Origin of the sequence: Collinsella sp. AF20-14LB (assembly GCF_003459505.1) — a bacterium.
In the GTDB taxonomy this organism is placed as follows: domain Bacteria; phylum Actinomycetota; class Coriobacteriia; order Coriobacteriales; family Coriobacteriaceae; genus Collinsella.
On record NZ_QRWD01000002.1, the window covers coordinates 108,840 to 133,706 of the forward strand.

18 protein-coding genes and 1 pseudogene are annotated in these 24,867 nt (G+C 58.7%); 9 read left to right on the plus strand and 10 right to left on the minus strand.

What is annotated here, in order from left to right; genetic code table 11:
• The first annotated feature begins 228 nt into the window (after positions 1–228).
• The 3 genes from DWX63_RS01775 (at position 229) to DWX63_RS01785 (ending at position 3,246) form a co-directional block, all read left to right on the plus strand.
• A complete protein-coding gene (locus tag DWX63_RS01775) occupies positions 229–2,145 on the plus strand; it encodes a fructose-1,6-bisphosphatase (protein WP_117842625.1) in 1,917 nt (638 codons plus the stop codon).
• Positions 2,146–2,160: 15 nt separating this feature from the next.
• Positions 2,161–2,619, plus strand: coding sequence for a GtrA family protein (locus DWX63_RS01780; RefSeq protein ID WP_370445865.1), 459 nt, complete (start codon positions 2,161–2,163; stop codon positions 2,617–2,619).
• A gap of 219 nt (positions 2,620–2,838) precedes the next feature.
• On the plus strand, positions 2,839–3,246 hold the full coding sequence (locus DWX63_RS01785; protein WP_117842626.1) for a GtrA family protein: 408 nt from the start codon (positions 2,839–2,841) through the stop codon (positions 3,244–3,246).
• Positions 3,247–3,404: 158 nt separating this feature from the next.
• On the opposite strand, the gene DWX63_RS01790 is transcribed toward DWX63_RS01785, so the two are convergent.
• From DWX63_RS01790 to DWX63_RS01820, 7 genes are all read right to left on the minus strand, one after another.
• Complete coding sequence (locus DWX63_RS01790) at positions 3,405–4,298, minus strand: DUF4430 domain-containing protein (protein WP_158559588.1); 894 nt, start codon at positions 4,296–4,298, stop codon at positions 3,405–3,407.
• 9 nt (positions 4,299–4,307) lie between these two features.
• A complete protein-coding gene (locus tag DWX63_RS01795) occupies positions 4,308–10,787 on the minus strand; it encodes an InlB B-repeat-containing protein (RefSeq protein WP_158559589.1) in 6,480 nt (2,159 codons plus the stop codon).
• 465 nt (positions 10,788–11,252) lie between these two features.
• Positions 11,253–13,016, minus strand: coding sequence for an AarF/ABC1/UbiB kinase family protein (locus DWX63_RS01800; RefSeq protein WP_117842629.1), 1,764 nt, complete (start codon positions 13,014–13,016; stop codon positions 11,253–11,255).
• Between the two features lie 8 nt (positions 13,017–13,024).
• Positions 13,025–13,441: a hypothetical protein gene (locus DWX63_RS01805; RefSeq protein WP_117637319.1), complete on the minus strand. Its 417-nt coding sequence runs from the start codon at positions 13,439–13,441 to the stop codon at positions 13,025–13,027.
• 148 nt (positions 13,442–13,589) lie between these two features.
• A complete protein-coding gene (locus DWX63_RS01810; RefSeq protein ID WP_117842630.1) occupies positions 13,590–15,113 on the minus strand; it encodes a C69 family dipeptidase in 1,524 nt (507 codons plus the stop codon).
• A gap of 354 nt (positions 15,114–15,467) precedes the next feature.
• Positions 15,468–16,322, minus strand: a complete 855-nt coding sequence (locus DWX63_RS01815) for a bifunctional 5,10-methylenetetrahydrofolate dehydrogenase/5,10-methenyltetrahydrofolate cyclohydrolase (protein WP_117842631.1) — start codon at positions 16,320–16,322, stop codon at positions 15,468–15,470.
• Positions 16,323–16,324: 2 nt separating this feature from the next.
• On the minus strand, positions 16,325–16,957 hold the full coding sequence (locus tag DWX63_RS01820) for a cyclodeaminase/cyclohydrolase family protein (RefSeq protein ID WP_158559590.1): 633 nt from the start codon (positions 16,955–16,957) through the stop codon (positions 16,325–16,327).
• Between the two features lie 377 nt (positions 16,958–17,334).
• Between DWX63_RS01820 and DWX63_RS01825 the strand changes: the two genes are divergently transcribed.
• From DWX63_RS01825 to DWX63_RS01835, 3 genes are all read left to right on the plus strand, one after another.
• A complete protein-coding gene (locus DWX63_RS01825; RefSeq protein ID WP_117842633.1) occupies positions 17,335–17,937 on the plus strand; it encodes a hypothetical protein in 603 nt (200 codons plus the stop codon).
• 243 nt (positions 17,938–18,180) lie between these two features.
• Positions 18,181–18,774, plus strand: a complete 594-nt coding sequence (locus DWX63_RS01830; protein WP_117842634.1) for a hypothetical protein — start codon at positions 18,181–18,183, stop codon at positions 18,772–18,774.
• A 305-nt stretch (positions 18,775–19,079) separates the two neighbouring features.
• Positions 19,080–21,551, plus strand: coding sequence for a phosphatidylinositol-specific phospholipase C (locus tag DWX63_RS01835; RefSeq protein ID WP_117842635.1), 2,472 nt, complete (start codon positions 19,080–19,082; stop codon positions 21,549–21,551).
• Between the two features lie 94 nt (positions 21,552–21,645).
• On the opposite strand, the gene DWX63_RS01840 is transcribed toward DWX63_RS01835, so the two are convergent.
• Positions 21,646–21,915: a hypothetical protein gene (locus tag DWX63_RS01840; protein ID WP_117842636.1), complete on the minus strand. Its 270-nt coding sequence runs from the start codon at positions 21,913–21,915 to the stop codon at positions 21,646–21,648.
• Between the two features lie 168 nt (positions 21,916–22,083).
• On the opposite strand from DWX63_RS01840, the gene DWX63_RS01845 reads away from it, so the two are divergent.
• From DWX63_RS01845 to DWX63_RS01855, 3 genes and pseudogenes are all read left to right on the plus strand, one after another.
• Positions 22,084–23,133, plus strand: coding sequence for a YhcG family protein (locus DWX63_RS01845; RefSeq protein WP_117842637.1), 1,050 nt, complete (start codon positions 22,084–22,086; stop codon positions 23,131–23,133).
• Positions 23,134–23,160: 27 nt separating this feature from the next.
• Positions 23,161–23,595, plus strand: a pseudogene (locus DWX63_RS01850) (ADP-ribosylglycohydrolase family protein); the annotation flags it as partial.
• 32 nt (positions 23,596–23,627) lie between these two features.
• The gene (locus DWX63_RS01855) at positions 23,628–23,849 is read left to right on the plus strand and encodes a hypothetical protein (protein ID WP_117776781.1); all 222 of its coding nucleotides are present in this window, start codon (positions 23,628–23,630) and stop codon (positions 23,847–23,849) included.
• Between the two features lie 513 nt (positions 23,850–24,362).
• Here DWX63_RS01855 and DWX63_RS11655 read toward each other — a convergent pair.
• Both DWX63_RS11655 and DWX63_RS01865 read right to left on the minus strand, forming a co-directional pair.
• Positions 24,363–24,533: an SHOCT domain-containing protein gene (locus tag DWX63_RS11655; RefSeq protein ID WP_117764911.1), complete on the minus strand. Its 171-nt coding sequence runs from the start codon at positions 24,531–24,533 to the stop codon at positions 24,363–24,365.
• Positions 24,460–24,831 (minus strand): DUF1499 domain-containing protein, encoded by a 372-nt coding sequence (locus DWX63_RS01865; RefSeq protein WP_055250926.1) that lies wholly within the window; start codon positions 24,829–24,831, stop codon positions 24,460–24,462. The genes DWX63_RS11655 and DWX63_RS01865 overlap by 74 nt, the downstream gene beginning before the upstream one ends.
• Positions 24,832–24,867 lie beyond the last annotated feature (36 nt).

Sequence of the window (24,867 nt, forward strand, 5' to 3'; positions counted from 1 at the left end):
ATTGATTATCTTTATCATGAACATCCCCATCCCCGCCATGGGCCAACATGGGCAAAATCACCCGCTTTGCCTCCACTCAACCGCCATATCTACCTCAACTAAATCGATTTACCAAACCGTTCAGCCGACAATTCAGCCGCCGGCGCAAAATCGAAACAAAGCCGGCGCATACTGGTAAACGCTTGACACTGTTTTATCAGTTTTACCAACCATATCGGAAGGTGTTTCATGGTCGCATTCGATCGCAATCCGCAAGACTTCAAGTATCTGCGCCTGCTGTCGAGACAGTTTCCCACCGAGCAATCCGCGTTTACCGAGATCATCAATCTCTCGGCCATCCTCAACCTGCCCAAGGGCACCGAGCACTTTATGAGCGACCTGCATGGCGAATACGAAGCCTTCATGCACATCCTCAACAACTGCTCGGGCGTCGTACGCGAGCATGTCGACGAGATCTTTGGCGACATGCTCACCTTTTATGAAAAGGGCGAGCTGTGCACGCTCATCTACTACCCGCGCGAGAAGATCGAGCTGGTCCGCAGCCAGCACGAGGACTCACCTACCTGGTATAAAACCATGCTCGACCAGCTTATTGTGGTTGCCCGCTCGCTTTCGAGCCGCTATACCCGCTCCAAGGTGCGTAAGGCCATCCCGCGCGATTACGCCTACATCATCGACGAGCTGCTGCACACGCATCCGGACGAGAACAACTATCGCGTGCGCTATCACGAGCGCATCGTGGAGTCCATTCTGGAGACCGCCAGCGCCGACGACTTTATCGAGTCGCTTGCCTCGCTCATCAAGCGCCTGGCCGTCGACCACCTGCACCTGGTGGGCGACATCTTCGACCGCGGCGGCGGCGCGGCCAAGATTATGGACCGCCTGCTCACCTACCATTCGCTCGACATCCAGTGGGGCAATCACGACCTGCTGTGGATGGGCGCCGCTGCCGGCGAGCCCGCCTGCATCGCCACGGTGCTGCGCAACAACCTGCGCTACGACAACTACGAGATTCTCGAAAACGACTATGGCATCTCGCTGCGCGAGCTTGTCGCCTTCGCCGACGCCGCCTATATCGCCGGCGAGCCCATCAGCCCGCTGATCAAAGCCATCAACGTCCTGCTCTTTAAGCTCGAGGGCCAGATTATCCAGCGTCACCCGGAGTTCGACATGGCCGACCGCCTGCTGCTCGACAAGGTCGATCACGACGCCGGCACGGTCACCCTCGCCGACGGCAGCGTATGGCCGCTCACGACCAACGACTTCCCCACCGTCGATCCGACGGACCCCTACACGCTCACACCCGAGGAGCAGCACATCATCGACAAGCTCGTGTCCGAGTTTGTCACCGCCGATCACCTACATCGCCACATCGATTTCCTCTATACCCACGGCTCCATGTATAAGGTCGCCAACGGCAACCTGCTGTTCCATGGCTGCGTGCCGCTCAACGAGGATGGTACCTTTAGCAGCATGAACTGCCTGGGCACCTGGCACGCAGGCCGCGATTATCTCGATTTTTGCGACCGCATCGCCCGCCGCGCCTGGCGCGTGGGCGACCGCGACGCCCTCGACTGGATGTGGTACCTGTGGATCGGCTTTAACTCACCCGCCAGCGGACGCCTGGTGCGTACCTTTGAGCGCGCCTATATCGCCGATAAGAGCACCTGGGTCGAGCCGATGGACCCGTACTTTACGCTAACCAAGTCGCCCTCGGTCTGCGACGACATCATGCGCGAGTTCGGCGTTGCCCCCATGGCATGTTCGCCGACCGGTCACATCATCAATGGCCATACGCCCGTCAAGACTACCAAGGGCGAGCAGCCCATCCGCGCCAACGGCAAGCTGCTGGTCATCGATGGCGGTTTCTGCCGCGCCTACCACCCCAAGACGGGCATCGCCGGCTACACGCTCATCTCGAGCTCGCGCGGATGCCGCCTCAAGTCGCACCAGGCCTTTACCACCGTTGCCGAGGCGCTCACCCGCAACATCGACATCGAAAGCGAGACCAACCGCTTTGATGAGGCCGACCGGCGCCGCATGGTGAGCGACACCGATACCGGCGTCAAGATTCGCAGCCAGATCCAGGACCTACGCCAACTGCTCGATGCATATAGAAACGGTGCTATCGAGGAGCGCGTCTAGCTCCACCCGTGGGGATTGGCTAAACTTGCTGAGTTCATCATCCCCGCGGCGCCCCGGCGCAATCCTAAGGCAGGTACCATGCAAAAGCTCCTTGCGCAGATCATGAAGTTTGGCGTCGTCGGCGTCGTCGCCACGGTCATCGACTTTGGCATCATGAATCTGCTCCACTACGGTCTGGGCCTTAACATCCTGATCGCCAACACCAGCGGCTTTATCGTCTCGCTCATCTTTAACTACGTCGCGAGCATGAAGTACGTGTTTGCACACAAGGAGGGCATGAGTCGCCGCCGCGAGTTCATTATCTTTGTCGTGCTGTCCGTGATCGGCTTGGCGCTCAACGACGGTATCGTGCTGGCGCTCAACGCCGGTCTGGGGCTCGAGGCCAATATCGCCAAGATTTGCGCCACCGCACTGGTCATGGTCTACAACTTTGTGACCCGAAAGATCTTCCTGGAGGGCGAGGAGACCAAATAGCTCGGCCTCCTCGTTGCACTACGGGGCCCACGAACGACGTGCGTCGAGCGCTGCGTTGTTCGTGGGCCTTGCTCGTTTACGGGCAAATTTGGCACGTTTGCGGATTGTCTCTTGCAAATTTGGCGAGTTCGTATAGTTCTTGGCAAAGACCTTACGTTTCCCATGCAAAAGCTCTAAAGTATCCTCTGCTCGATTCGTCAACGCATTGGATGTGATTACGTGCGCAAGGCACTGGCACAACCTCATACTAAGCAATTCCTCAAGTTCGCTGTCGTGGGCCTTATCTCCTTTGGCATCGACTGGGGCATGCTGATTGCGCTCGTCGAGCTGTTCCATCTCGACTTTTTGATGAGCACCACAGTCTCGTTTACCACCTCCGTCGTAGTTAACTACTGGCTCAGCATGAAGTACGTGTTCGACCATCGCGAGGGCATGAGCCGCAAGCGCGAGTTTACGATCTTCACCATCCTGTCGGTAATTGGTCTGGGTCTCAACGACCTGTACATGTTTGTGGGCGTCACGTTTTTGAGCATCGGCTACCAGGCCATGAAGGCAATCGCAACGTTCTTGGTCACCTGGTACAACTACTTTAGCCGTCGCTTATTCCTCGAGGGCGCGCAGTCGTAGACGGCCCAACATAATCTCGCTTCGCAGCCGGTTGGAATTCACGTTCCAACCGGCTTTTTGTTTGCCGAGAGACCCGGCGACCCAGTCCTCTACGCATGAAAAACGGGCGGCTCGGATGTTGGTCCGAACCGCCCGTTTGGCGCGCCATGTCGAGGCCTCTAGCCCGTTACGTAATACCACACGACGGTGTCGCCATTCTTGAGAATGTAATTGCTGCAGGCGGTATTGGGCGTTTTGCCGTTAACGGAGTACATCCAGCCGCTCGTGCCGCCGTGTTCCTTCTCGGCCAAACCGCCAATCGCGGCAACATAGGTACCATACGACGAAGGGCGCGCATTGATAGAAAGTCCCAACGCACACAGCGCGTCGTAAGGAGTTGCGCCCTCATTGAAGGTGAACGTGCCGCCAGAAGAGACAGGGTTACCCACGGCGCTCGATGTGACCGAGACCGTCACCGTGACGACGTGGCTAGGCTGCTGCGAGCCGCCCTGATCGCCCGTAGAGGCGCCGCCGCCGTTGGATGCAGAACCACCGCCGGTCGTCGAGCCAGCGCTCGAAGATGAGCCGTCAGAAGCGCTTGATCCGCCAGTGGACCCAGAATTCTGCGAACCCGATTTATCCCCGGACTTCTTGCCGCCTTTGCCTTCGGACTTCTTCTCCTTCGAATCCTTGTCAGACTTCTTGTCCGAAGATTCAGACTTGTCCTTGGAATCAGATTCATCCGAGTCCTTGGACTCGGAGTCCACAGCGTCAGAAGACGAGGAGCCCGCTGCCTCCGTCTTGCGAGAGGCGGTAGAGCCAGAGCCGGCAACGCTTTTCCCCGCCACGGCCCGAGCGATCCAATCGATGGACCAAGCACCGCTGGAAGAAGGTTGGACAAAACCCAGCGACACAACGATCAAGACGATGCAGACGGCCGTCAGGGCGCCAAAAAGCGCCTTGCGCCGAGGGGCGGACGCCGCCGAAGCGGCGTCCTTTTTCTTTGCATCGTCAAGCTGGATGAACGACGAGTCGGGCTGCTTGGACTCGGCGTCCTGAGGCTTATTGGACACAGCCCTCACCTACCGACGCTTGGTAAACACGAACACACCGATGACTGCGAGACCGATCACGCCGGCCGCCACGCCAACAATGGCGAGCGGGTTGAAGCCAGACTCCTGTGCCGGAGCAGCAGCGGACTTCTTAGCAGCGGTCGTAGCAGACGAGCCCGTATCGGACTTGCCATCCTTCTTGCCGGACTTATCGGAATCCTTCTTGGAATCCTTATCGTCCTTGGTCTCGGTCGTGGTGGTCGTGGAGACCGGCTTCTGACCCGGCGAGACAGCACCGCCGGACTGCTGCCCGTTCGTACCGTTGCCAGAACCGGAGCCGCCATTGCCGCCAGAACCGCCGTTGTTGTCAGCGGCCTTCTTGATCCACTTGGCATACAGCGTCATATCAGCCGTCACCGCAACGCTAAAGTCATACGCCTTTGTACAAGCTTCATCGGTGTACCAACCAGCGAAGGTATAGCCCTCGCGCGTCGGATCGGTCGGCTTGCTGACAGTCGAGCCCGAAGCGGGGGTCTGACCATTGACCGACGAGCCGCCCTGAGCATCAAACTTGACGCGATGTGCCTGAGATTTCACACAGAAGAGATGGCCCGAATCGTTGGTGTAATACAGATTGCCGAACTGATCGCAGACAACCGAGGCCATGCAATAGTTGGCATATCCAGAACCGGGAACGAACACCTCGGTTGCCTCGGCATCGCCCAGCTTGTACATGTACACGCCACCGCCGGTAGTGTAGTTAGGCCAATTGCCCTTGGCGCCGTTCAAGGTGAAATATACGTACGTCTCGCCATCATGCGTTGAGACGAGCGGCGTGCCCTTGGACTCAAAGCCAAGCTCTTCGCCATCGGCCTTCGTAATCTGCTTCACACTCATATCGGAGAGGTCAATGATCGAAAGCAGGCCCTTAGCCTTAGCCTTAGCCTTAGCCTTGGCCTTAGCCTTCCAATTGTTCACGGTTGTCCCGCCAATAAAAGCATACTTACCACTGAAAACGGGCGTCGAAGTCGAATAAGCGGCAAACTGAACTTTCGCGGCCTCAGTAATGGAACCATCGGAACCAATGGTCAGCTTGTGCAACGTACCATCGTCGCGCGTAACAGCATATATATAACCGTCATGAACGGTAAGCGCCGAACGGATGTTGCCACCAGACAGCTTAATCGAACCAACAAGCTTTGACAGATCGGCAGAATACACGCGCACCTGGCCATAGTCGCCGCCAACGACATAGTAGCCATTTACCATCAGGCCGCCAGACCAGTAGTAACCTCCGTCAGCGACGGAGGCGCTACCGGCGATGGCGCCCGTGTGAATATTGATGCGCCTGACCGTACCGTTTTGCACGTCATTGCCATTGCCAGACCAATAATCAAGGGTGTTGATATAGACGTAGTCGCCGTCAACGGTCAACGAAGACAGGTTCTGCTTCGTAAATGCATCGGAATACCAAAGCGTCTCAAACGTTTTCGCCGAAACAGCCTGCAGATAGCCGCCGGAAAGCGGAATCAAAATAATGCCTTGCGCAATAACAGGACGGCAGGTGGTATCCATGGAAGAGCCAAGCTCAAGAGATCGCAGAACGGAACCCGTCTCGGGATCAATCTCATTCAGGACAGCATTCCACGTCTTTCCACCCCATACCGAAGCGCCCGTGACAAGGTATACCTTTCCGTTCGCGACAATGGGGTCAGACGCAGAGGCGCTTGCACCTGCCTTCTGCTGCTCTTCGGTCAGAAGATTAAGTGCCCAAGAAGGCGTATCGGTCTTTGTTGTAGGCGTAAGGGCGTCCGTCGAGGATCCCGAGCCGCCGTTCGCAAAACCATTCCATGCCGCATCGACATCGGGATGCTCCGTTCCGGGATTGGTAGCAGGAGCCGTCGAGGGCTTCTGCGTGCCGTCACCCTTAACATAACGGAACTCGACGCAATCGCCGTTCTTGAGGTAGTAGCTCGGAGCACCGACGCTCGCATACCCATTGTTTACAAAGAACGACCAGTAGCTGTACGGCGCGGCGCTCGTTGTGCTCAGCACGCGGCCATCGGGCATCGTCGCACTCGTAAGACCCCATGCATTTGCTTCGAGGTTCGTGCAACCGGCAGCCGTCATAAGCTGCTCGAGCACCGACTCGGCCGTCGTGTCTTCGTCGGCAGGAAGCGTGAGCTCGGTCAAGGGCGCCACCGATTGCTCGGTATAATTGCCGTCAGCATCACTTGCGGAAACGCCCGTGACCTTGGCCGTCACCGTAATGGTCTTGCCCTCGTTCGGGTTGTCGAGCCCCGTCGTTCCCTTGACGTTTACCGTCGCAGAAACATCCAAGCCGGCAAGCACCGCGTAGTCCGAATTGTCGGGATAGCGCTCGGCATAACGGGCAAAACGCTCACTCTTCAGACGGCCGCTAATTGTGACTTTCGTGTTGTATTCGGGCTGAGTGAAGATAAGGTTCTCATGCGCGATAACCCTCGGTTTGCTCGACTTGAGCAAACGATAGGTGTTCTCCGTGCCGCCGGGGAGCTCACTGAACACGAAGCCGTAGTGGCCTGCAGCCTCTTCGGAGGAATAGCACCAGTTAACTGCATATCCCTGACCGTACACCTTCAACGGCGCATGCAAGTTCCCCGTTACATTGGACGCATCCTGCCCGTCAAGAATACCCTGAGAGAATGTTGACTTTGCAAGGCTCAGGTGGAACAGCTCGGCATCGAGCTCGTTCTGGTCCTGCGGGGCAATCGCAAAATCGAGGGTCTTACTAGCCGTGACCTCGGCGTTAGACTTATCGGTCACCGTGAGGGTGATCTTGGTCTTCGCTGCCTCGGTGCCAGGCAGCGGCTGATAGACCGTGCCCTTGTAACCGTTGAACGTGATGTCATCGGTGCTGGCGGAGTACTTGACCTCGTAATACTTGCCGTCGATTTTGAGCGTGCTCGTGCGCGGCATCTGCAGGTCGGCGGTCAAGCCGTCCTTGTTGGCGGGCGCGTCGGTGCCGGAGTACTTGATGTTGCCGTAGGTAAAGGCCGCATCGACCTTCTCCTGCAGCGCCTTCTTGTCGGCAGCGACCTTCTCGGGATCGCCCTTGACGGTCACGGTGAAGTCGCGCGAGCCGGCAAGCTTGATGTCGCCGCTCGTAACCGTAACCTTGGCGGTCAGCGTCACGTCGCGATCGCTCGATGCGCGCGAAACCTTACCCGTCTTATCTTCCCAGCTATACCCAGAAACAAACAGGCGCTCGGTGTCGGAGCTTGTCCATTCAACAGAGAATTTCTTTGCGGAACCCGCCTTGTACGGAAGCGTGACATTTTGGGTCACGCCATCGGCGGACTCGCCCGCCGCGTAGCCAATCTGCAGGGATTCGGCAGCACTGTCAAGAAGGTCTTGCAGTTTAGCCTCGTCCCAAGCAACCTGCACCGACTTGTTGGGCAGGTAATACTCGGTCTTGCCATCACGTGACAGTTCAAACGCCACATCGGCGCTACGCAGACCGTCGATGTTGTAACCGGTGTAGTCGTTGGGGTCAATGAAGAAGAACGTCACATCGCCGTTGGTCTTATCCTGGGCGTCGGAGATGCCGACCGTGGCCTTGGCGTCCTCTGCCTTAAAGGCAACGCCGTCCTCGGAGACCTTGACGTCAATATCGGTGAAGCCCAAATCGGCAAGCTGCGCCTTCAGCGCATCATTGACGTTGCCGCCCTTGGCGCTGTAATCAACAGCGATCTGCTTATTGGCATCGTTGAGCTTTTGGACTGCAGCCTCAAGCGAGCCCGCGGCGATAACCTTGTTGGTGGAGACGAGCTCGACCGTCGAGCCTCCGCTCGTGGCGACAGCCTTCAGATACTTGCCCGTGGCTGAAGCCGAAACCGTCGCCTCGGCGCCCGACATATCGGGCAGCAGCGTCCAGTCAGCCGCCGGAGCCTTCGCATCGTCTGCCGCATACCAGGCAACAGTCGCCTGGTCGGTGACATCGATGCCATTGGTGGCCGAACCGTCGGCGCGCTTGGCCTGCGCCGTCGCCTTAACGCTATCGCCCGAGACGAGATGGGTCGATTCGCTATTGATCTGCGGCGTAGTGGTCACGCGCAACAGGTTATACTCCCCCGCCGCGGTAACGCTATCGGACGAAACCCATTCAACCGTGTTGTCGAGAGCGCTCGCCGTAACTTTGATGCGCTTGCCAACAAGCGCGTCCGAAATGGTCAGGCTGCCATCGGTCGTATCGATGCCGTCGGAGAGCTCGGTCCATTCGGCATCGCCCTCGCCCTTGGCATACCACGCCATGGTGAGCTCGGCATCGTCGGGCACGTCCTTGGTCGAGCCCGACCAGCTACCCGGAACCTGCACGCTCGGTGTGATCTTTGAGCCCACGCTGAGCGTAACGTTCTTATCGGCAAGCTCAATGCCCGCCAGCTTGTACTGGCCCTTAAGCGTCACGGGGCCGAGCGGGGCAACGGACTGCGTGCCGCCGTAGGAGCTCTTCTTCTGCGTGCTGGAGACAGTATTTTCGCTCGTCACCTTCACGCGCAGGTACTTGCCGGCATAGGCGGCGTCAACGGTATAGGCGGTCTCGGTAGCACCGGGGATATCGGTATAGGCGGAGTCGTAGCTCGAGCTGCTGTTTGCATACTGCCACTGGTAGGTCACGTTATCGGTGCGGTCGATATAGTGATAGTTGGAGCCGTCCTTTTTGCGCACCTTAGTCTTGAGCGTATCGCCTACGCGCACGCCATTGGTAGCGGGAGAACCCTCGAACTGCACGTCGTAAAGCTCAACTTGGCCAGCGACGGAAACGGGACCCACCGCATAGTACGGCTTCTGCTCGCCATAGCCGCCGTTGGCCTTGGCCACGACGTAGTAGCCCTTAAGGGCGGCGGTCACCGTCAGGGTGTTACCGGTCTCACCCTTGATAGGCGTGTCGCACTTGCTTGCGGTGTTCGAGGTGCCCTTATACCACTGCCACGTGACATGCGAATCGGCGGTAACGTCGGTGGAACCCGCCTTGGCGGTCGCCGTAATCGTAGAACCAACCTCGACTTTGCCCGAAGTCGGGCTCATAGTCACGCTCGTAACATTAATTGAACCGGTAGCCGCAACGAGAGCGCCCGTGTTGTTGGCCATGCTCGAAGAGCCGATCTTCGAGGACACCTTGCACTTGAGGTACTTGCCACCTAAAGCGTCGGTAAGCTCGAGGGTCTCACCCGTGGCACCCGCAATGTCGGTATACGTGCCACTCTTGGTGTCAGAGCTCTGCCACTGATAGTTGAGCTTGCTCGCGTCGACGAACGCGCCGTACGCGCCGCCCTTCTCCTTAGCGCGGGCCTTAGCGGTATCCCCCACCGCAAAGACGCTCGTATCGTCCTTGGTATTGATGATGGACACGGCCGAAATCTCGACCGCACCGGCCTGTTTGACCTTGCTGGAAGTGGTCTTGTTCACCGTGTTGACGCCAGCGTTGGCCTCGACCCTGATGTACTTGCCCTCAAGGTCGTCGCCCACCACGAGCGAAGCACCCGTCTTGCCCTCGATCTTGGTAAAGCCCGAGTACTGCGAGGTGGATGCGGACCACGTGTAGGTAACCTTGGCGTCGGCGGGGGCTTGCTGATAATAGCTTATGTACGGAGTCGCCGTCAGGGTGTCGCCTATGCTCGGCGTGTCGCTACTCAGCTTGACGTTGTTAAGCTCCATCTGCCCGGCACCCAGCACGGGACCGGGGATGTTGTTGGCATTGATACCCGAGCCGGAAGAAACGGACGGACCATAGTAGTCCTTGCCATCAACCGTTACCCTGCAGATGAAGTATTTGCCTTCCATCGCGGCGGTGACGGTGAGCGACTGCTCGTGGCCTACGACCTCGGTGTAGTCGGCGACATTGCTGCTGGCCCTGGTCGTGCCGGCGAGCCAGGTGTAAGTCCAGGTGCCGGGATTGGCAACGGACTCAGTCGAAGTGCCGTACCAGTCGTCCTCGACCTCATCGTACATATTTGCCCAAAGCGTCTCACCGGCCTTGAGCGCGCCCGACTTCGTGGAATAGGAGCTGTCCTTATCCTTGGTATCCTGGATGAAGACCTTGGCCTCGCTCGAAAGCGTTGTGGCAGACGCGGCGGCAACGGCGTTCTTCTGCTCCGAAGCAGCAGGCGTCGCAGCAGAGTTCTCGGACTCAGTCGCGTTGCCTGCGGCGGTGTCGGCACCATTCGCGGCACTCGCAGTTGCGCCCTGATCTGCGCCGGCGTCATCGGCAGCAGCGCTCGCCGCCGCACTGTTCGCGCCGGTGTCGGCAGCGGTGCCATCGTCGGCCGCCGCGCCCTCGCCGCCCGTCGCAGCCTGCGCCACGGCCTCGGCAATGCCCTCGGCGGCCTCGGCCCAAAGTTGCGCCGGCGTGGTGCCAAAAGCCATGGCAAAAGCCAGGAACGCCACCAGACCGCGCTTGGCTACGCCACGGGCAATCGCTCCATACGGACGCCACGAGGCGCGCTGGCACTCGTCCTCAAACATATCCATTTGTCTCCTACTGTCTGCACTTGGAGCATTGCCCAGCGGCTGCCCCACGTCATCGCGCACATTGTGCTCGAGTACCCCCATCGGGGTCCCCCTTCCCTCCAGAGCCCAACGCGTACCGGCGGCTTGCGCCGCGGCCGCGTACAAGATGGGAGGCGATCCGACTTAACCTTACCGACCCGGGCGCGCCGTCCGATCTGCAACGCGACCATCCCGGGCCAAGAGGAATTACGGTTACTGGTACAGCCGGGGACTTGCACCCCGATTCTCCCAAACGCACAGGAAAACCGCGCATTCGTGCGTCTCCGCACCACCATCTAGGCCATCGATTATTACTGTCGATATGGTAGCACGCAAAAGGGGCCCGCACACAGGCGAAGCCCAAGGTAAAAGCTATGGTTTGCGATAGAAAAGGGCGGGGATGGAGTGCCGAGCAAAATAACCCGTTTCCCCGACCCCGGGAAATCGTTAATGCTTGCCGCCGTGACTGTTGCGCCAGATCTCGCGGCCCAGCATCAGCGCCAGCACCAACGCACTCACGTAGCCCATAAAGCCAATGACCGGGATACCAAACACAACCGGCTCGATGCGCGCGTAGTACACCACCGACGAACCGATAAACAGACCGGCGACCACAATTGCCATCGACATGCGGTCGATAATTCCACCCAGCTGCCGCAGTGCCTTGTCGCTGCTCATGATCTGCGTGTTCACCTTAAGCTGGCCGCGCGTGAGCATGCGCGACGCCAAGCCCAGATACTCGGCCGCCTCGAGTGAGCCTTTTGCCGCGCGATAGCTGCTGGCGGCAAGATCGCGCCCCATTTCGCGGACGCGCGCATAGGTGCTCTTCTCGTTTTTGATGTGCGTCTGGATAATCTGGATCATGTTGACGTTGGGCATGTACTCGGTCAGCAGGCCCTCGAGCGTCACCATGCCGCGCGCGAACATCGTCACCACACTCGGCAGCTCAACGTCGTTTTTGCGCGCCAGATTGAGCAGCGAGGTCAAAAACTCGCCGATATCCAGGTCCTTAAGATCGAGCCCCGCAAAGTCGGCGACAATAAAGTCCAAGTCGGACAAAAAGGCCGAATGGTCGAGCTCGGCAGAATCGCCGCGCGTCACGGCAAAGCGCATAAGCGAATCCTTGAGCTTGGGGACGTCACCCTCGGCCACGGCGAAAATCATGTCCTTGACGATACCGCGGTCGTGACTCGACATGCGCCCGACCATGCCCAGGTCGATAAAGTAGACGATGCCGTCCTTGAGGATAATGTTTCCCGCATGCGGGTCCGCATGGAAAAAGCCGTCGTCGAGCACCTGCGTCGAGTAGTCCTCGACGATCGCGGCGCCGATCTTTTCCAGGTCATAGCCCTCGGCCACCAGGCGCTCGGGATCGGCAATCGAGATGCCGTCAATGTAGTCCATAACCACGACGTGTTCGGTGCAAAGGTCCAAGTAGGATTTGGGACACGACACGCCATGCACGCTCTTATGGAACTCATAGAAATCGTTGAGGTTTTTGGCCTCGGCCAAAAAGTTGGTTTCCTCGCGAAACGAGGTCCACAGTTCCTCGACCACGCCGTGCAGGTCAACAAACTGGTCGGTGTTGACGAACTTGGAAACGATGCGCACCACCGAGCGAATGATGTCGATGTCCTGAGCCATCACCTGCTGCGCGCCGGGGCGCTGCACCTTAACGGCCACGTCCTCGCCGGTCACCAGGCGGGCGCGGTGCACCTGCGCGAGCGACGCGCTTCCGAGCGGGTTGGGGTCGATCGCGTCGAACATCTGCCCCAGGCGCTGGCCGTATTCCTCTTCTAGACACCGGAGCACTACCTCATACGGCACCGGCTCTACGTCGGAGCGCAGGCGACGCAGCTCGTCGCAAAACCGCTGCGGCAAAATCTCGGAGCGGTTCGCCAGGATCTGCCCCATCTTGACGAACATGGGGCCGAGCTCTTCGAGCAGACGACGCAGGCGCACCGGCGTGAGGTTATCCCACACGCGATACTTTTTGATCAGGCGAACGATCTGACCGATGCGTTCGCGGCGGCCCGCCGGCGTGAGCTGATACTCCTCGTCCGGCGCCATCGCGTCGGGCTCCTCGGGGACCATATCGACAGCGCGCGGCTTCTTGCGAGCGCCCGAGACGGCGGCATCGACCTCGTCGACAACCGCCGCCTCGTCACCTAAGGGATCTAGATTGTTGTAATCGGTGGTGGAATCTGCCATCTGCGCTACTACTCGGCCTCTTCGGCGTCCTCTGCATCGTCGGGCTCAACAGACTCGACGGGCACCGAAGTCACGTTGTCCTCGACCGAATCGACGATGTCGCGCACATGGGCCAGGAAGGCCGTGCGCTCGGGGGCAGTCATAACACGGACGCGGGCCAGGATGAGCTCGTCGAGCACACGCTGTGCCGCAGTCTCGCCCTGCATGCCCAGGCGCTCGGTCAGGTCGGAGATGGTGCCACCCGCCTGCTCGAACATATCGGACACGCTGCGGGCGATATCGGGGGTGCCGGCGTCCTTGCGGACCTGCTCGCCCTTGGTACCGAGGTCGTCGAGAACCTTCTTGCCGCCCTCGACGGCAACGGCGGCGGCGCCGAAGCCCACGTTGATGGCACCGTTAACAAGCTGATCGAGTTTCATAACCATGGTTGGCTCCAATCATGAACAACTGCATTGGACTTCTTGTACCCAAGATTGAGTGAACGACACAAAATCGTTTTACCGCCAAGATAGAAATCGAGCGGGCCAAAGCCTTTGACGGCGTTTGCCCCGCTCGTTCGCTGCAAGGTTGCCTTTACCTTACGTTGTCGTTCATCGCGAAGGAGTTCTTCATGGCACAGCTCGTGGTGTAGAGCACCTTGCCCAACAGAGCATCGGTCTCCACCCGCACGCGCTCGGCAAACTCCTCGTTGGCGCGGGCGAGCTCGGCGGGCGCCTCGGCTTCGGGCAGCGCGGCCACGGCGGCATCGACGTCGTGAATCTGCTTGTGGCCCATGCCGCCGACCTTCTCCTGGTAGTCCTCGACCGCACGACCGCACTCGTGGAAACGGACATCGGACAGGGCGCCGATCAGGCGGTTGGCCCAGTAGAAGTTCTCGGACGTCACACGCGCCTGGGTGTCGGCGTAGTACTCGGGCATGGTCTCGACGTTGGCATACAGCGGCACGAGCGCGTTAAACGAGTTGGAGCCAAACGCCATCCACTGCACGGCGCGATACGCCGGCTGCGCATAGGGGCGCAGCTGCAACACGGCAAGCTGGCTGTTGCGGTTGATGCCGATGGGGCGATAGGCGCCGCGCGTGGCGGGCGTGCCCTTGCTGCCATAGCAGTCGTACTCCGTGCCCTGGTAGTGGCTCGAAAGCACGTACTTAATGTCCTCGATGGTCACCTTGCGCTCGGGCACGCGGCTCCAGGGGATATCGTCGCTCTCGGGCGTGTAGTCGGCGTCGGGGCCGTCCCACACATCGCTGGGGTTGAGGCAGCGCTGCATGTACCAGGCGCGCGGCGTGTTGTAGACGTGGTCGCTGTCGCTGTGCGAGCCAAAGGCCTCGCGCGGGTTGAAGATCGCAGCCGGGCCGTCGCCATCGACGCCCAGCGTCAGGTCCAGATGCCACTCGGCCATCCAGGCACGCAGGTCGGCGGAGCACATGTGGTCGGCCTGGGCGCCCTCGGCGTCATCCAGGTCAAAGCTGTCGATACCCAGCTGGTTGGGCATGGTCACATAGGCGTCATCGGGCACGCGCTTGGCGATCCAGTGGTGGCCGCCGATGGTCTCGAGCCACCAGATCTCGTCCACGTCGCTAAAGGCGATGCCGTTGTTCTCGTAGGTGCCATAACGCTCGAGCAGGTCACCCAGAATGCGTACGCCGTCGCGGGCGGATTTGGCATATGGCAGCACCAGGGTCACCATGTCCTCCTCGCCCAGACCGCCGGGCTGCGCCGGAACATAGCCGTCCTCGTCCTCGTTGCCCTTGGCGGGCACGTAGTCGACGAGCGGGTCGGCGCCGCAAACGCGCTCGTTGGTGGTGAGCGTCTCGGTTGCGGACATGCCCACATTGAGCTCGTTGAAACCGGCCTCGGCCCAGATGCCGTGGCCCGGGACAACATCGGGGACGCTCGTGTAGCGCATGGGGTTATCGGGCAGTTCAACGGTCAGGTGACTCAGGACGCTCGTATAGACGCGCGGCTGCTCGTCGGGATGCACCACACGCATACGCTTGGGCTCAAACACCCCGTTGGACGAATCCTCGTTGCGGGCGACCAACGTCGACCCGTCGTAGCTCGCGTTCTTACCAACCAAAATCGTTGTGCACGGCATGCGCATCCTCCTTGAGCGAAGAAATCAAACGATAACAGTGTATCGCTTCGGCGCAGAAAGGGCGAAACCACGGCGCTGGCAACCCCTGTGGTCAAAAAATGCCAAATATGAGTACTGTCACCAATTTAGTAACAGCAATTTTGCTACGTATGGGTGTCGAAAGTCTACATTTGTTCAAAAATTAGATGATGTAATTCCTCATAGGTCCAATAAAATAGGCTCTCTATCGATAATAAATATCGTTAGAGAGCCTATTTGGCCTAAAATATATGTGACTATCTTGGCAACAGTACTCATATTTGGCATTTTCTGTCCACGGGGTATAGAGCTAACCCCTCAAACAGCCCAAAACGCCTATTTCGATGCGCGCTCGGCCGCCTCGATCACGTGTTTGGCGAGGATCGCCGTCGTCACAGCGCCCACGCCGCCCGGCACGGGCGTGATGGCGTTAACAACCGGCTCCGCAGCATCAAAATCGACATCCCCGACCAGCTTGCCAGCGGCCTCGTCCCAATTAATGCCAACATCGATGATCGTCTGGCCCTCGCGAACCGCATCCGCGCCAATCGTACGCGCGCGTCCAACGGCCGCAACCACAATGTTGGCAGCACGGCACTCGGCAGCAAGGTCGCGCGTATGCGTGTGGCACGTCGTCACGGTCGCATTGCGCGCCGTAAGCATGGCGGCAACAGGACGCCCGATCACCAGCGAGCGCCCGACCACAGCAACCTTAGCTCCATCCAGCTCAACGCCGTAATGATCCAGCAAAGCAAGCACGGCTTCGGCTGTGCAGGGGGCAAAACCCTCGCCGCGCCCCGAAAGCGTGGTGAGCAGCGAAGCCGGCGTCATGGAGTCAACGTCCTTGGCAGGATTGAGTGCTGCGGCAACCGAATCCTCGTCAAGGCCGGCGGGCAGCGGGCGGAACATCAGACAGCCATGAACAGACGAATCGGTATTGATGTCCTCAATGGCCGTCAACAGTTCGTCCTGCGAAACATCGGCAGAAAGCAAAACGCGACGAGCCTCAATCCCCACTTTTTCGCAGCGCTTGAGCGCACCGCGCTCGTAGGATAGGTCGTCCTCGCGTTCGCCCACACGCACGATAGCCAACGTCGGAACAACGCCTCGCTCGCGCAGGGCTGCGCAGCGAGCAGCAAGTTCCTCAGTCAACGCGCGGGCGACGGGAGCACCCTTCAGCAGTTCAGCCATGGCTACCCTCTCTTCCTTGCAGCGTCGGCGGCGCGGCGCGCCAGCGCATCGGCGCGCGGCAACCACATGTCGAGCAACTCATCACACGCCGTCTCGAGCTCCTCAGCACGAGCGCGATCCTTCATAGACGTGGTGTTCGCAAAGAGCGTCAAGCTCGCGCCCTGCATAGCAGAACGGCAGAACACGGCGCCGCACGCCACATCGGACAGCAGCTGACGCGAACCCTTGTCGGCCATGTCCTCGAGCAGCGCCAGTGCACGCCCGCAGGCATCCATAATGCGATACGGCGGCATAGCGGCCACATGCAGCGCATCCTGAATCGCGGTCGCTCGAGCCGGATCGCCACGCGGAATACCGTACGCCGCGGACACCTGCCCATAGGCACGAACGTCTTCGGCAACCAACTCGACAAGCTCCTGGGCCAGCTCATCAGCCTGGGCAAACGCGCGCGTCAGGTCATCCGCGCGATCGGCAAGCGCGGGGTTGGTCGCGCCGTAGCGCGCGACCATCCCGCACAGCGAGGCGCCCAGCGCACCCACAAAGGCGCTCGCGCTGCCGCCGCCGGGCACCGGCTCGCGCGCGGCAAGCGCCTCGGCAAACCCGCGGCAGGTCTTGTCCATCATCTCTTGGCTCATACGCATGCACCTTCAAGTCATATACATCGGTCGGGTGGCAACCGCCGACCGACCGCATCGATCACATAATGGTGCTAAGTCTAGCCCATAAGCACATGGGCGTCAGCGCACCTGGCCATCGCGGATTTCTATGGCACACGATAGGCGGCAGCGACACAAACATGGGACACATGGCCCACCTTTCGAGACTTCCGGGCAGCACAAGCTGGGGCATATCTATAAGCAAGGAACCCGTTGGAGCACGGCCGGACAACGGCCACAAGCAATGAACGGAGGCATAAGCCGCACAGCACGCAGAGACATCCGCCGCCAGCGCAATCAGCACCCCAACAGCATGCGGCGTCGTGATGTCATCGGCAGACAAGGAGGACACCACCATGAAGAAAAAGACCCTATCGATTCTTTCCCTTTGCATCGCCCTCTTTGCCGCATTTGCCCTTGTCGGCTGCGGCGGGAGCGCATCGGGCGGAGGCGGCAGCACCGCCAAGAGCGAGAGCAAGGAAAAGGCCCCCGTCGCCAAGAAGACCGACTTTATCTGGTTTAAGGTCGAGATGCCCGAGGGTGTCGGCGTAAGCGACTCCGCCGGCAAGAATGCCGACAGGGTTCAGCTCACCTTCCCCGAAGACGAGAACGCCTCGGCCGATCGCTTTATCCCCGTTTGGAAAAAAGCGCTGACGGCCGAGGAGTCCCACGCCGACCAGGCAGAAAAGAAGGGGGATACGTTCCAGTGGAAGGATGGCGGGTCCGTCGAATATAACGGCAGGACGTGGCTCGTCGGAACGTACGAAGACAACAGCGGTATCTCAACCATCCTTTTTACCGACGTTGAACCAGGAAGCGTCTACGTCCTCATCTCGAACTTCGACCAGCACAAGAAAGAAGCCGAGGCGCTCCTCAACTCCATCGAATTCCCCGATGACATGGCAGAGGCAGTTTCCGAGGCGCGCGAAGTCGAGATTTCGAGCATCGAGCTCAAGTAACGGGACACCCGCACGCGCCTACGCGCACCTGCGCACATGCGCCCCATTAAAGCAACGGGCACCCAACCCCGGGGAGGGCCGACAGGCATCGGCCCTCCCCTCTTTTGGACCCGCGCATATTGCCACTTGTCGGCGCAAATCCGGCCCTCAGAATGGGACACATGGCCCACCCTAGCGAGCCGTCCACGCGTACAGTAAAGACAGGTAATCCATGGGCGGTTACAGATCGAGGAGGACACGACCATGAAAAAGAAGGCCTTTGCGATTCTCACCCTCTGCATGAGTCTTTTTGCCGCGGTTGCCCTGGTGGGTTGCGGCGGAAGCGGTGGCGCTGCTGGCAGTGGCGGTGGCGGCGGAGCAGAAAAGCCAGCCGTGGATATGAGGACCGACTTCATTTGGTTTAAGGTCGAGGTGCCCGAGGGCGTCGAAATCACGGACGTCGCAGGCGACACCGCCGATAGGGCCCAGTTTAAGTTCACCGAGAGCGAGCACGCCAGCGATCGCTTCATCCCTGTCTTCGACTCCGACAAGAACGCCGACGAGCTGTTCGACTACGAGGCCAAATGGAAGGCCAACTTTGAGTGGACCGAGAATGACCCCGTCAAGTACAACGGCAAGACTTGGCGCAACGCTTCCTATACACACTCGGGCGGCGTGACGACTGAGTACTTCACCGAAGCAGGCGGCGGCAGCGTCTACGTGAGCATCGACAATGTCGAGGAGCACAAGGACGCCGTCGAGACCATGATGAAGTCTCTGGAGTTTGCCGACGACATCGCCGAAGCCAAGACCGAGGCCATGGACGTCAAGCTCGACGATATCGAGATCAAGCGCTAAGCGACTGGCGAGCGCAACGGGAAACACGGTCGCAGTGCAAACAAGCGACGGTACCCCAGCGCTTCGTACCCAGGGAGGGCCGGTAAACCGACCCTCCCTTTCTTATGCCGGTAGCCGACGAACGCGAGGATGCCGGACGCCGGAACCGCCCCAAATGTGGCAACAGTACGAAAACGATAAACACCCCAACACGTCCGCCCGCCGATTTATTGCGCCGCGCAGACAATTAAACCAGCATCTTTAAACATCTGGGCAGTATAGTGACCAAAACTATCGCATAACCGCACCCTGCGAATGGAGGAGTTATGACCGAACATCATGCCATCAGTCGCCGAGCGTTTACGCTGGGCCTTGGACTCGCGGCGTTGTCGCCACTTGCAAGCCTGCCCGAAACCGCCACGCTGGGCATTAGCCCGCGGACAGCCTTTGCGGACGGCACGGCCGAGTCAGCGGCCACCCTCGACAATTTCGTCATTCGCCTTCGCCCCGCGGGCTATTTTCGCACCGCGAGCGTCAACGAAGACGGCAACGTCATCGGCAACGTCTGCCACCTGTTTAATGACGGCACGTCCAGCAAGCTCATCCTTGAGCACGTAGGGACCGATGCGGACGGCACAAACTGGTATGCCATCCGCACCCTGCTCAATTTCGAAGAGCACAAGAAGACGGGCTACAGCATTTGGTCGGTCGATGGCGACTCGGACAAAGATGGAAAGGTCATCCACGTATGGAGTGGCGAGTACGACCATAAGGACAGCCGCGCCTATACGTTCGACCGCCAGTTCGACGGAACTTATATTATTCGAGACCGCATATACACGAAAAACGGTATTAACTACCTTGCCATAGAATCAAAAGGCAAAGACCAAGACAACAACAAGATTTGCCAAAAGAAATATTCCATTCCGTGGGAGCTCGAGCTTGTCGGCTACAGCATGGACAAGACCAATGCCACAGTTAGCAGCATCGACTGGACCACGTATAGCAGCTACGTCGACGGACCATGTTGGATGAGCCACGTCGAAGGCAACAAGTACCTCGACGAGCTGAGCATCCCGGGCACGCACGATTCGGGAACTTGCAGCGTGGACAACGACACCGAACCCCAATCCTCGCAAGCAAAGTGCCAGCAGGACTACATCCCCACGCAGTTGCTCGAAGGCATTCGCTATTTTGATATCCGACTCGGAAAAGGCAACGACCCCGGCATCGACCATGGAAGTTGCTACCTGCTCAAAAAAGACGGACACTTCATGCATCTCTCCGATGTCGTTGGCTACTTCAAAAAGTTATTGAACGAAAATCCGTCAGAAGCGCTCATCATGCTTGTATCCCGAGGCAACAACGAGGCTACCGACGAGAGCCTTACGACGGCTTTCGCCAAGGTTTTGGACGACAACCCCAAACTGTTCTATACGTCGAGCCGCGTTCCCACACTGAACGAGGTGCGCGGAAAGATCGTCCTGCTGCGCCGATTTGGACTCGCCGGCGACAGCGTAAGCGGCCACACGTGGGGCCTCGACCTAACCGAATGGGACAACAAATTCGCAACACACCCCAGCAGCTCCTCTATGTGTCTCGTCCAAAACGCGCAAGGCTTTGAAGCCGCAGGGGAAACAGGCGACAAAAAAGCCTATTGCACCAAGGTATATGCCCAGGACCATTACGAATACACCGGAACCGACAAGATCAGCTGGGTCGATATGGCCCTGCAGGAAACGGCCAAGCTCACCCGCAACGAGGTAGATGTCGAGGACGATAACGGGGCCAAGGAGCAAGTCCTGGAGCGCTGCTGGTCTATCAACTACACCAGCTGCACGAATCACAAGCAAGGAAGCAACCCATTTACCGCAGCGCGAGTAGTCAACGAGCATCTGTACAAGAGCCCGTACATCAATCCCAGCGGCATCGAGGATACAAAGTCAGATTACCTCAAGCACATTGGCATCATCGCATCCGACTTTGTTGATGCGGCGCTGGCCCGGAGCATCTACCAGCGCAATTACAATTACGATACGAAGCACACGCAGTCGGCTTCGTGCTGCCTCCCGACCCGCATGCGCATGACGTACGGCGACTCGCTGAGCGATGCCTCGCTCCAGGATGGCAAGACCGTTGGCGAGGGCCATTTCCGCCTTGTCGACAGCAGCAACGTACTCAACGTGGCGGCTTCGGGCCATGCGTTTGCCATCGAATATGTGGATGTCGACGCCCTGGGCAACGAGACCGTTACGGGGCTGCAGGGTTCCGTGCCCATCGATATCGACCTGCGCGCGCTGACGCCCCATTTTGAGGGGCTCGAGGGCCTTAAGGCCGGCGAGGACGTGCGCGCCAAGATTGCGGCATCACTCGAGGGCAAGCTCGAAACCGATGCCTGCACGGCCCAGCTCGAGTTTGTGCACGACGCGAACGGCGCTCCGGGCACGGCAATGGCCGAGGGCGAAACATTTGCCGCAGGAACGTACTGGGTGCGCGTGAACGGTCTCTTGGGCGACGCGGCGCAGAACTACACGCTCGCCAGCGATGGAGCCGCAAGCTTTACCGTTGCAGCCTCGGGCAACGCGGGCGGCACCGGCACCGGTACCGGCGCCAACGCAGACGGCGCCGACAAGAACGGCGGCGGCAACAAGAGCAAGGGCTCGACCGGAAAACTCGCCGACACGGGCGACGGCTCTGGTATCGCCGCCGGGCTCGCCGCTGCCGCCGTGGCGACAACGGTCGCCGGCGCGGCAATGCTTGCCAGTGACCATGAAAGTGACGAAGGCGCTAGCGAATAGGCCAACCGGCCTTTTGGGCGCATCAACTCGATGAGGGGCGCAGAACACCGTTCTGTGCCCCTGATTTTTACCTTGGCCCGAACGCCGCTATCGGCTACATCACCATGTTCAGCGCTTTCACAAATTCCTGGGCCTTCGCACGGCTACTCAGGCTAAAGACGCAAGCGGTCAACAGCCTGTTACGCAGGAAAACGTCGCGACCCTTGATCCTGTTGACCCCCGTGATGTCCTTAAGGTAGACAATCTCGGTGTGCCTGCCGCCAAAAGTGCCCTTCTTGAGCACCTCGATACGATTGGGGTAGATCTTAACGTCTTTAAACCTACCCGAACCTTTGTCCTGGAATAGCAGCGTGTTGTTGTCCATACGCGTCACTCCCGTGGGGTTCGCTAAAACTGTCTCTATTGCCACATTTTAGTCACCGCAAGGCTCCCATGCGAAGGTGCCAGACAGCACAGCAATTCGTGTCCGCGCGAGGCTTTAAACTAGATGAGATAAAGATGCATTCCACAAGAGGAAAGTGGGGCGACAGTGATGGGCGAACTGGTAAACCGTGGAGAATCGGCAATCGTGCCCGAAGGTTTTTACAAGCAGGTTTCCTCGATTCTCAACGCCGCTCGCGACAAGGCCTATACCGCCGTTAACTTTGCGATGGTTGAGGCGTATTGGGAGATCGGCAAGAGCATAGTTGATGAGCAGGGCGGAGAGGAGCGCGCCAAGTATGGAGAGGCGCTGCTCAAGGCCCTCGCAATCAGACTTACCAAGGATTTTGGTAAAGGTTTTGAAGCAAGAGAGCTGCGCAAAATGCGTCAGTTCTATCTTGCATTTCCAATTCGGGACTCACTGCGTCCCGAATTGAGCTGGACACATTACCGCAGGTTAATACGCATTCCTGACCCCGAAGCTCGCACCTGGTACATGAACGAATGCGCCGACTCTCGCTGGAGCACGCGCCAGCTCGAACGCCAGATCAACACCATGTTCCGCGAGCGCCTGCTTGCCAGCAAGGACAAGGAGGCCGTCACCCAGGAAATCCAAAAGAGCGCCCCGGCTCGTCGCCCCGAGGATATCATCCGCGACCCATATGTACTGGAGTTTTTAGGTTTCTCGGACGATACTGCGTTTCGCGAGAGCGATCTAGAGCAGGCGCTCATCACGCATCTTCAGAAGTTCCTGCTGGAGCTTGGCCGTGGTTTCGCTTTCGAGGCGCGCCAAAGGCGCATCACCTTTGATGGGCGCCATTTCTATATTGACCTTGTGTTTTACAACTATCTGATGCGCTGCTTCGTGCTCATCGACCTTAAGACGGACGATCTTACGCACCAGGACCTGGGCCAGATGCAAATGTATGTGAACTACTACACGCGCGAGCTCATGAACGAAGGCGACAATCCGCCCATAGGCATCGTGCTCTGCGCGGACAAAAGCGATTCGATCGTCGAGTACACGCTGCCCGAAGACAACGACCAAGTGTTTGCCGCCAAATACCTGCCGTATCTTCCAAGCAAGGAAGAGCTGGCGCGCGAGCTGAGTGCCGAGTACCGCGCCATCAACGAAGCGACTAATGGCGAAGCGCAAGGGTAGCAGTGAGGCTCTAGCGAGCGCGACAACGGCAACGGATCGCTCATGCGCATCGCTCCCCTGGCGTTCACCGATGCGACAGACGAAGAGGTCAGCAAGGTCTCCGCGATTACGCACGCCCACAGAACGTCGACCGACGCATGCATCATATTTGTCGAGCTGATGAGGGATGTGATGAACGACGTGCCCCCCTCGTGGGCGCTCCATCTGAAAGGCGTGCCTGAGCAGGAGATCAGGTCGGGTGGCTTCGTGCGCGACACGCTTAAGGCAGCCACCTGGTGTTTCGTCAACACTAACAGCTACGAAGATTGCGTGCTTGCCGCCGTCAACCTAGGCGACGACACCGACACCACCGCAGCCGTCGCCGGCGCCCTCGCCGGCACGGCATACGGTCTCAAAGCCATCCCACAGGAGTGGATCGACACTCTGCGCGGCAAAGAGCTGATTGAGAGCTGCCTGTTTTAAGGCGCCATTCAAGAAATAAGGCAGGAGGCATCATGGAGAGGAAGATCGCAAATATAGACGAGTTCCAAGTGGACGAAAACGGAATTCCGCTATTTCCAGTAGGACTGAAGGAGGAAACCAGCCTCTATGTCCTCCCCGACGGGCGTTACCTCCCCTGCGGGGTCTACAGGACCGCGGACGGCGGTTCGATCATTTATGAGCCATCCGAACTAAGCTTCTTCGGGCAGATGCTTGCTCAATTCAAAGAGAACTAGAGGCTTGATTGCCCGTTAGATCGACACTGCTCCAAGCCATGGGGCGGGTAGGATGTCTCCCGCCGCGGCCTGTGAGGTAGAATTACGACTGCCGCGGAATCCGCCTGCGGGCAACGCTCCGATCTCCGATTGGGGTGAAGCCTATGAACTTGTTTCTTGAAATCCTGCGCCTCTCGATGTATGTAACCGGCATCGTCCGGAACCTCTACTCGATCTGGCGGGAATATAAGCAGTAACGGATAGCGAAGGGAGTCATGCAAAGGGCCGGTCGCACCCGGCCCTTTAGACGATAGTACCTGCGTTGCCCGCGCTTCCAAAGTTGACCGACTGAGGAGCGGGTTCCGCGGCACATCCTGATTTTACCCAGTGGCAAGGCTCTTTTACAGCCGTTCCACCGTTTATTTACATCCGCCAATCAAGACGAGGCTACTACGCACCTTTATTACACACGATGTTTTCAGCCTGGTATAAACAAGTTCAATAATAGAATGCAAATCCAACCATCGTGTCTGATTACGAAAGGATTTTTGCCTTTTCTGCAGCAAACTCTTCCTCGGTAAGTACTCCACTCTCACGCAGTGCTGCAAGCCTCTCAAGCCTTGCAACTACATCAACCACTATCCGCCAGCGTCTCAATAGTCTGTGAAACCTGCGGATACCGCTCGAGCTCCTTCGATAGGGCATCGACTATCTTGGCAATATTCTTTGCATTTTTGCCCCCGTTTAATACGTTTGCCCTGACCTTAGATGACGACTTGACAGTAACGCCAGATCCGCCTTCAACTGGAACAACCGAAATACTGATATTTTCGCCCCAAGACCAAAGGCTCATACCAATCTCGGCTGCAACTGTTCTTGTTGTGGGCGATGCACTATCAACTTTTACTTTAGGCAGCTTTTCCATAGCTGCCTTCAAGGCATTAAACGTGTCGTCAGGAGAATACGGTACCTGAAGCTGAAGCTGCTGATCCGCAAAACCCATAATCTGGCCTCCGCTTCTTACAAGATTAAGGCTATC

Bases quoted from the DNA above. Each gene is read 5' to 3' on its own strand.
- DWX63_RS01825 (WP_117842633.1), top strand. From the start codon at position 17,335: ATGAAGAAAAAGACCCTATCGATTCTTTCCCTTTGCATCGCCCTCTTT.
- DWX63_RS01815 (WP_117842631.1), bottom strand. From the start codon at position 16,322: ATGGCTGAACTGCTGAAGGGTGCTCCCGTCGCCCGCGCGTTGACTGAG.
- DWX63_RS01855 (WP_117776781.1), top strand. From the start codon at position 23,628: ATGGAGAGGAAGATCGCAAATATAGACGAGTTCCAAGTGGACGAAAAC.
- DWX63_RS01795 (WP_158559589.1), bottom strand. From the start codon at position 10,787: ATGGATATGTTTGAGGACGAGTGCCAGCGCGCCTCGTGGCGTCCGTAT.
- DWX63_RS01805 (WP_117637319.1), bottom strand. From the start codon at position 13,441: ATGGTTATGAAACTCGATCAGCTTGTTAACGGTGCCATCAACGTGGGC.
- DWX63_RS01830 (WP_117842634.1), top strand. From the start codon at position 18,181: ATGAAAAAGAAGGCCTTTGCGATTCTCACCCTCTGCATGAGTCTTTTT.
- DWX63_RS01835 (WP_117842635.1), top strand. From the start codon at position 19,080: ATGACCGAACATCATGCCATCAGTCGCCGAGCGTTTACGCTGGGCCTT.
- DWX63_RS01865 (WP_055250926.1), bottom strand. From the start codon at position 24,831: ATGGGTTTTGCGGATCAGCAGCTTCAGCTTCAGGTACCGTATTCTCCT.
- DWX63_RS01810 (WP_117842630.1), bottom strand. From the start codon at position 15,113: ATGCCGTGCACAACGATTTTGGTTGGTAAGAACGCGAGCTACGACGGG.
- DWX63_RS01800 (WP_117842629.1), bottom strand. From the start codon at position 13,016: ATGGCAGATTCCACCACCGATTACAACAATCTAGATCCCTTAGGTGAC.
- DWX63_RS01840 (WP_117842636.1), bottom strand. From the start codon at position 21,915: ATGGACAACAACACGCTGCTATTCCAGGACAAAGGTTCGGGTAGGTTT.
- DWX63_RS01845 (WP_117842637.1), top strand. From the start codon at position 22,084: ATGGGCGAACTGGTAAACCGTGGAGAATCGGCAATCGTGCCCGAAGGT.
- DWX63_RS11655 (WP_117764911.1), bottom strand. From the start codon at position 24,533: ATGCCCTATCGAAGGAGCTCGAGCGGTATCCGCAGGTTTCACAGACTA.
- DWX63_RS01775 (WP_117842625.1), top strand. From the start codon at position 229: ATGGTCGCATTCGATCGCAATCCGCAAGACTTCAAGTATCTGCGCCTG.
- DWX63_RS01820 (WP_158559590.1), bottom strand. From the start codon at position 16,957: ATGAGCCAAGAGATGATGGACAAGACCTGCCGCGGGTTTGCCGAGGCG.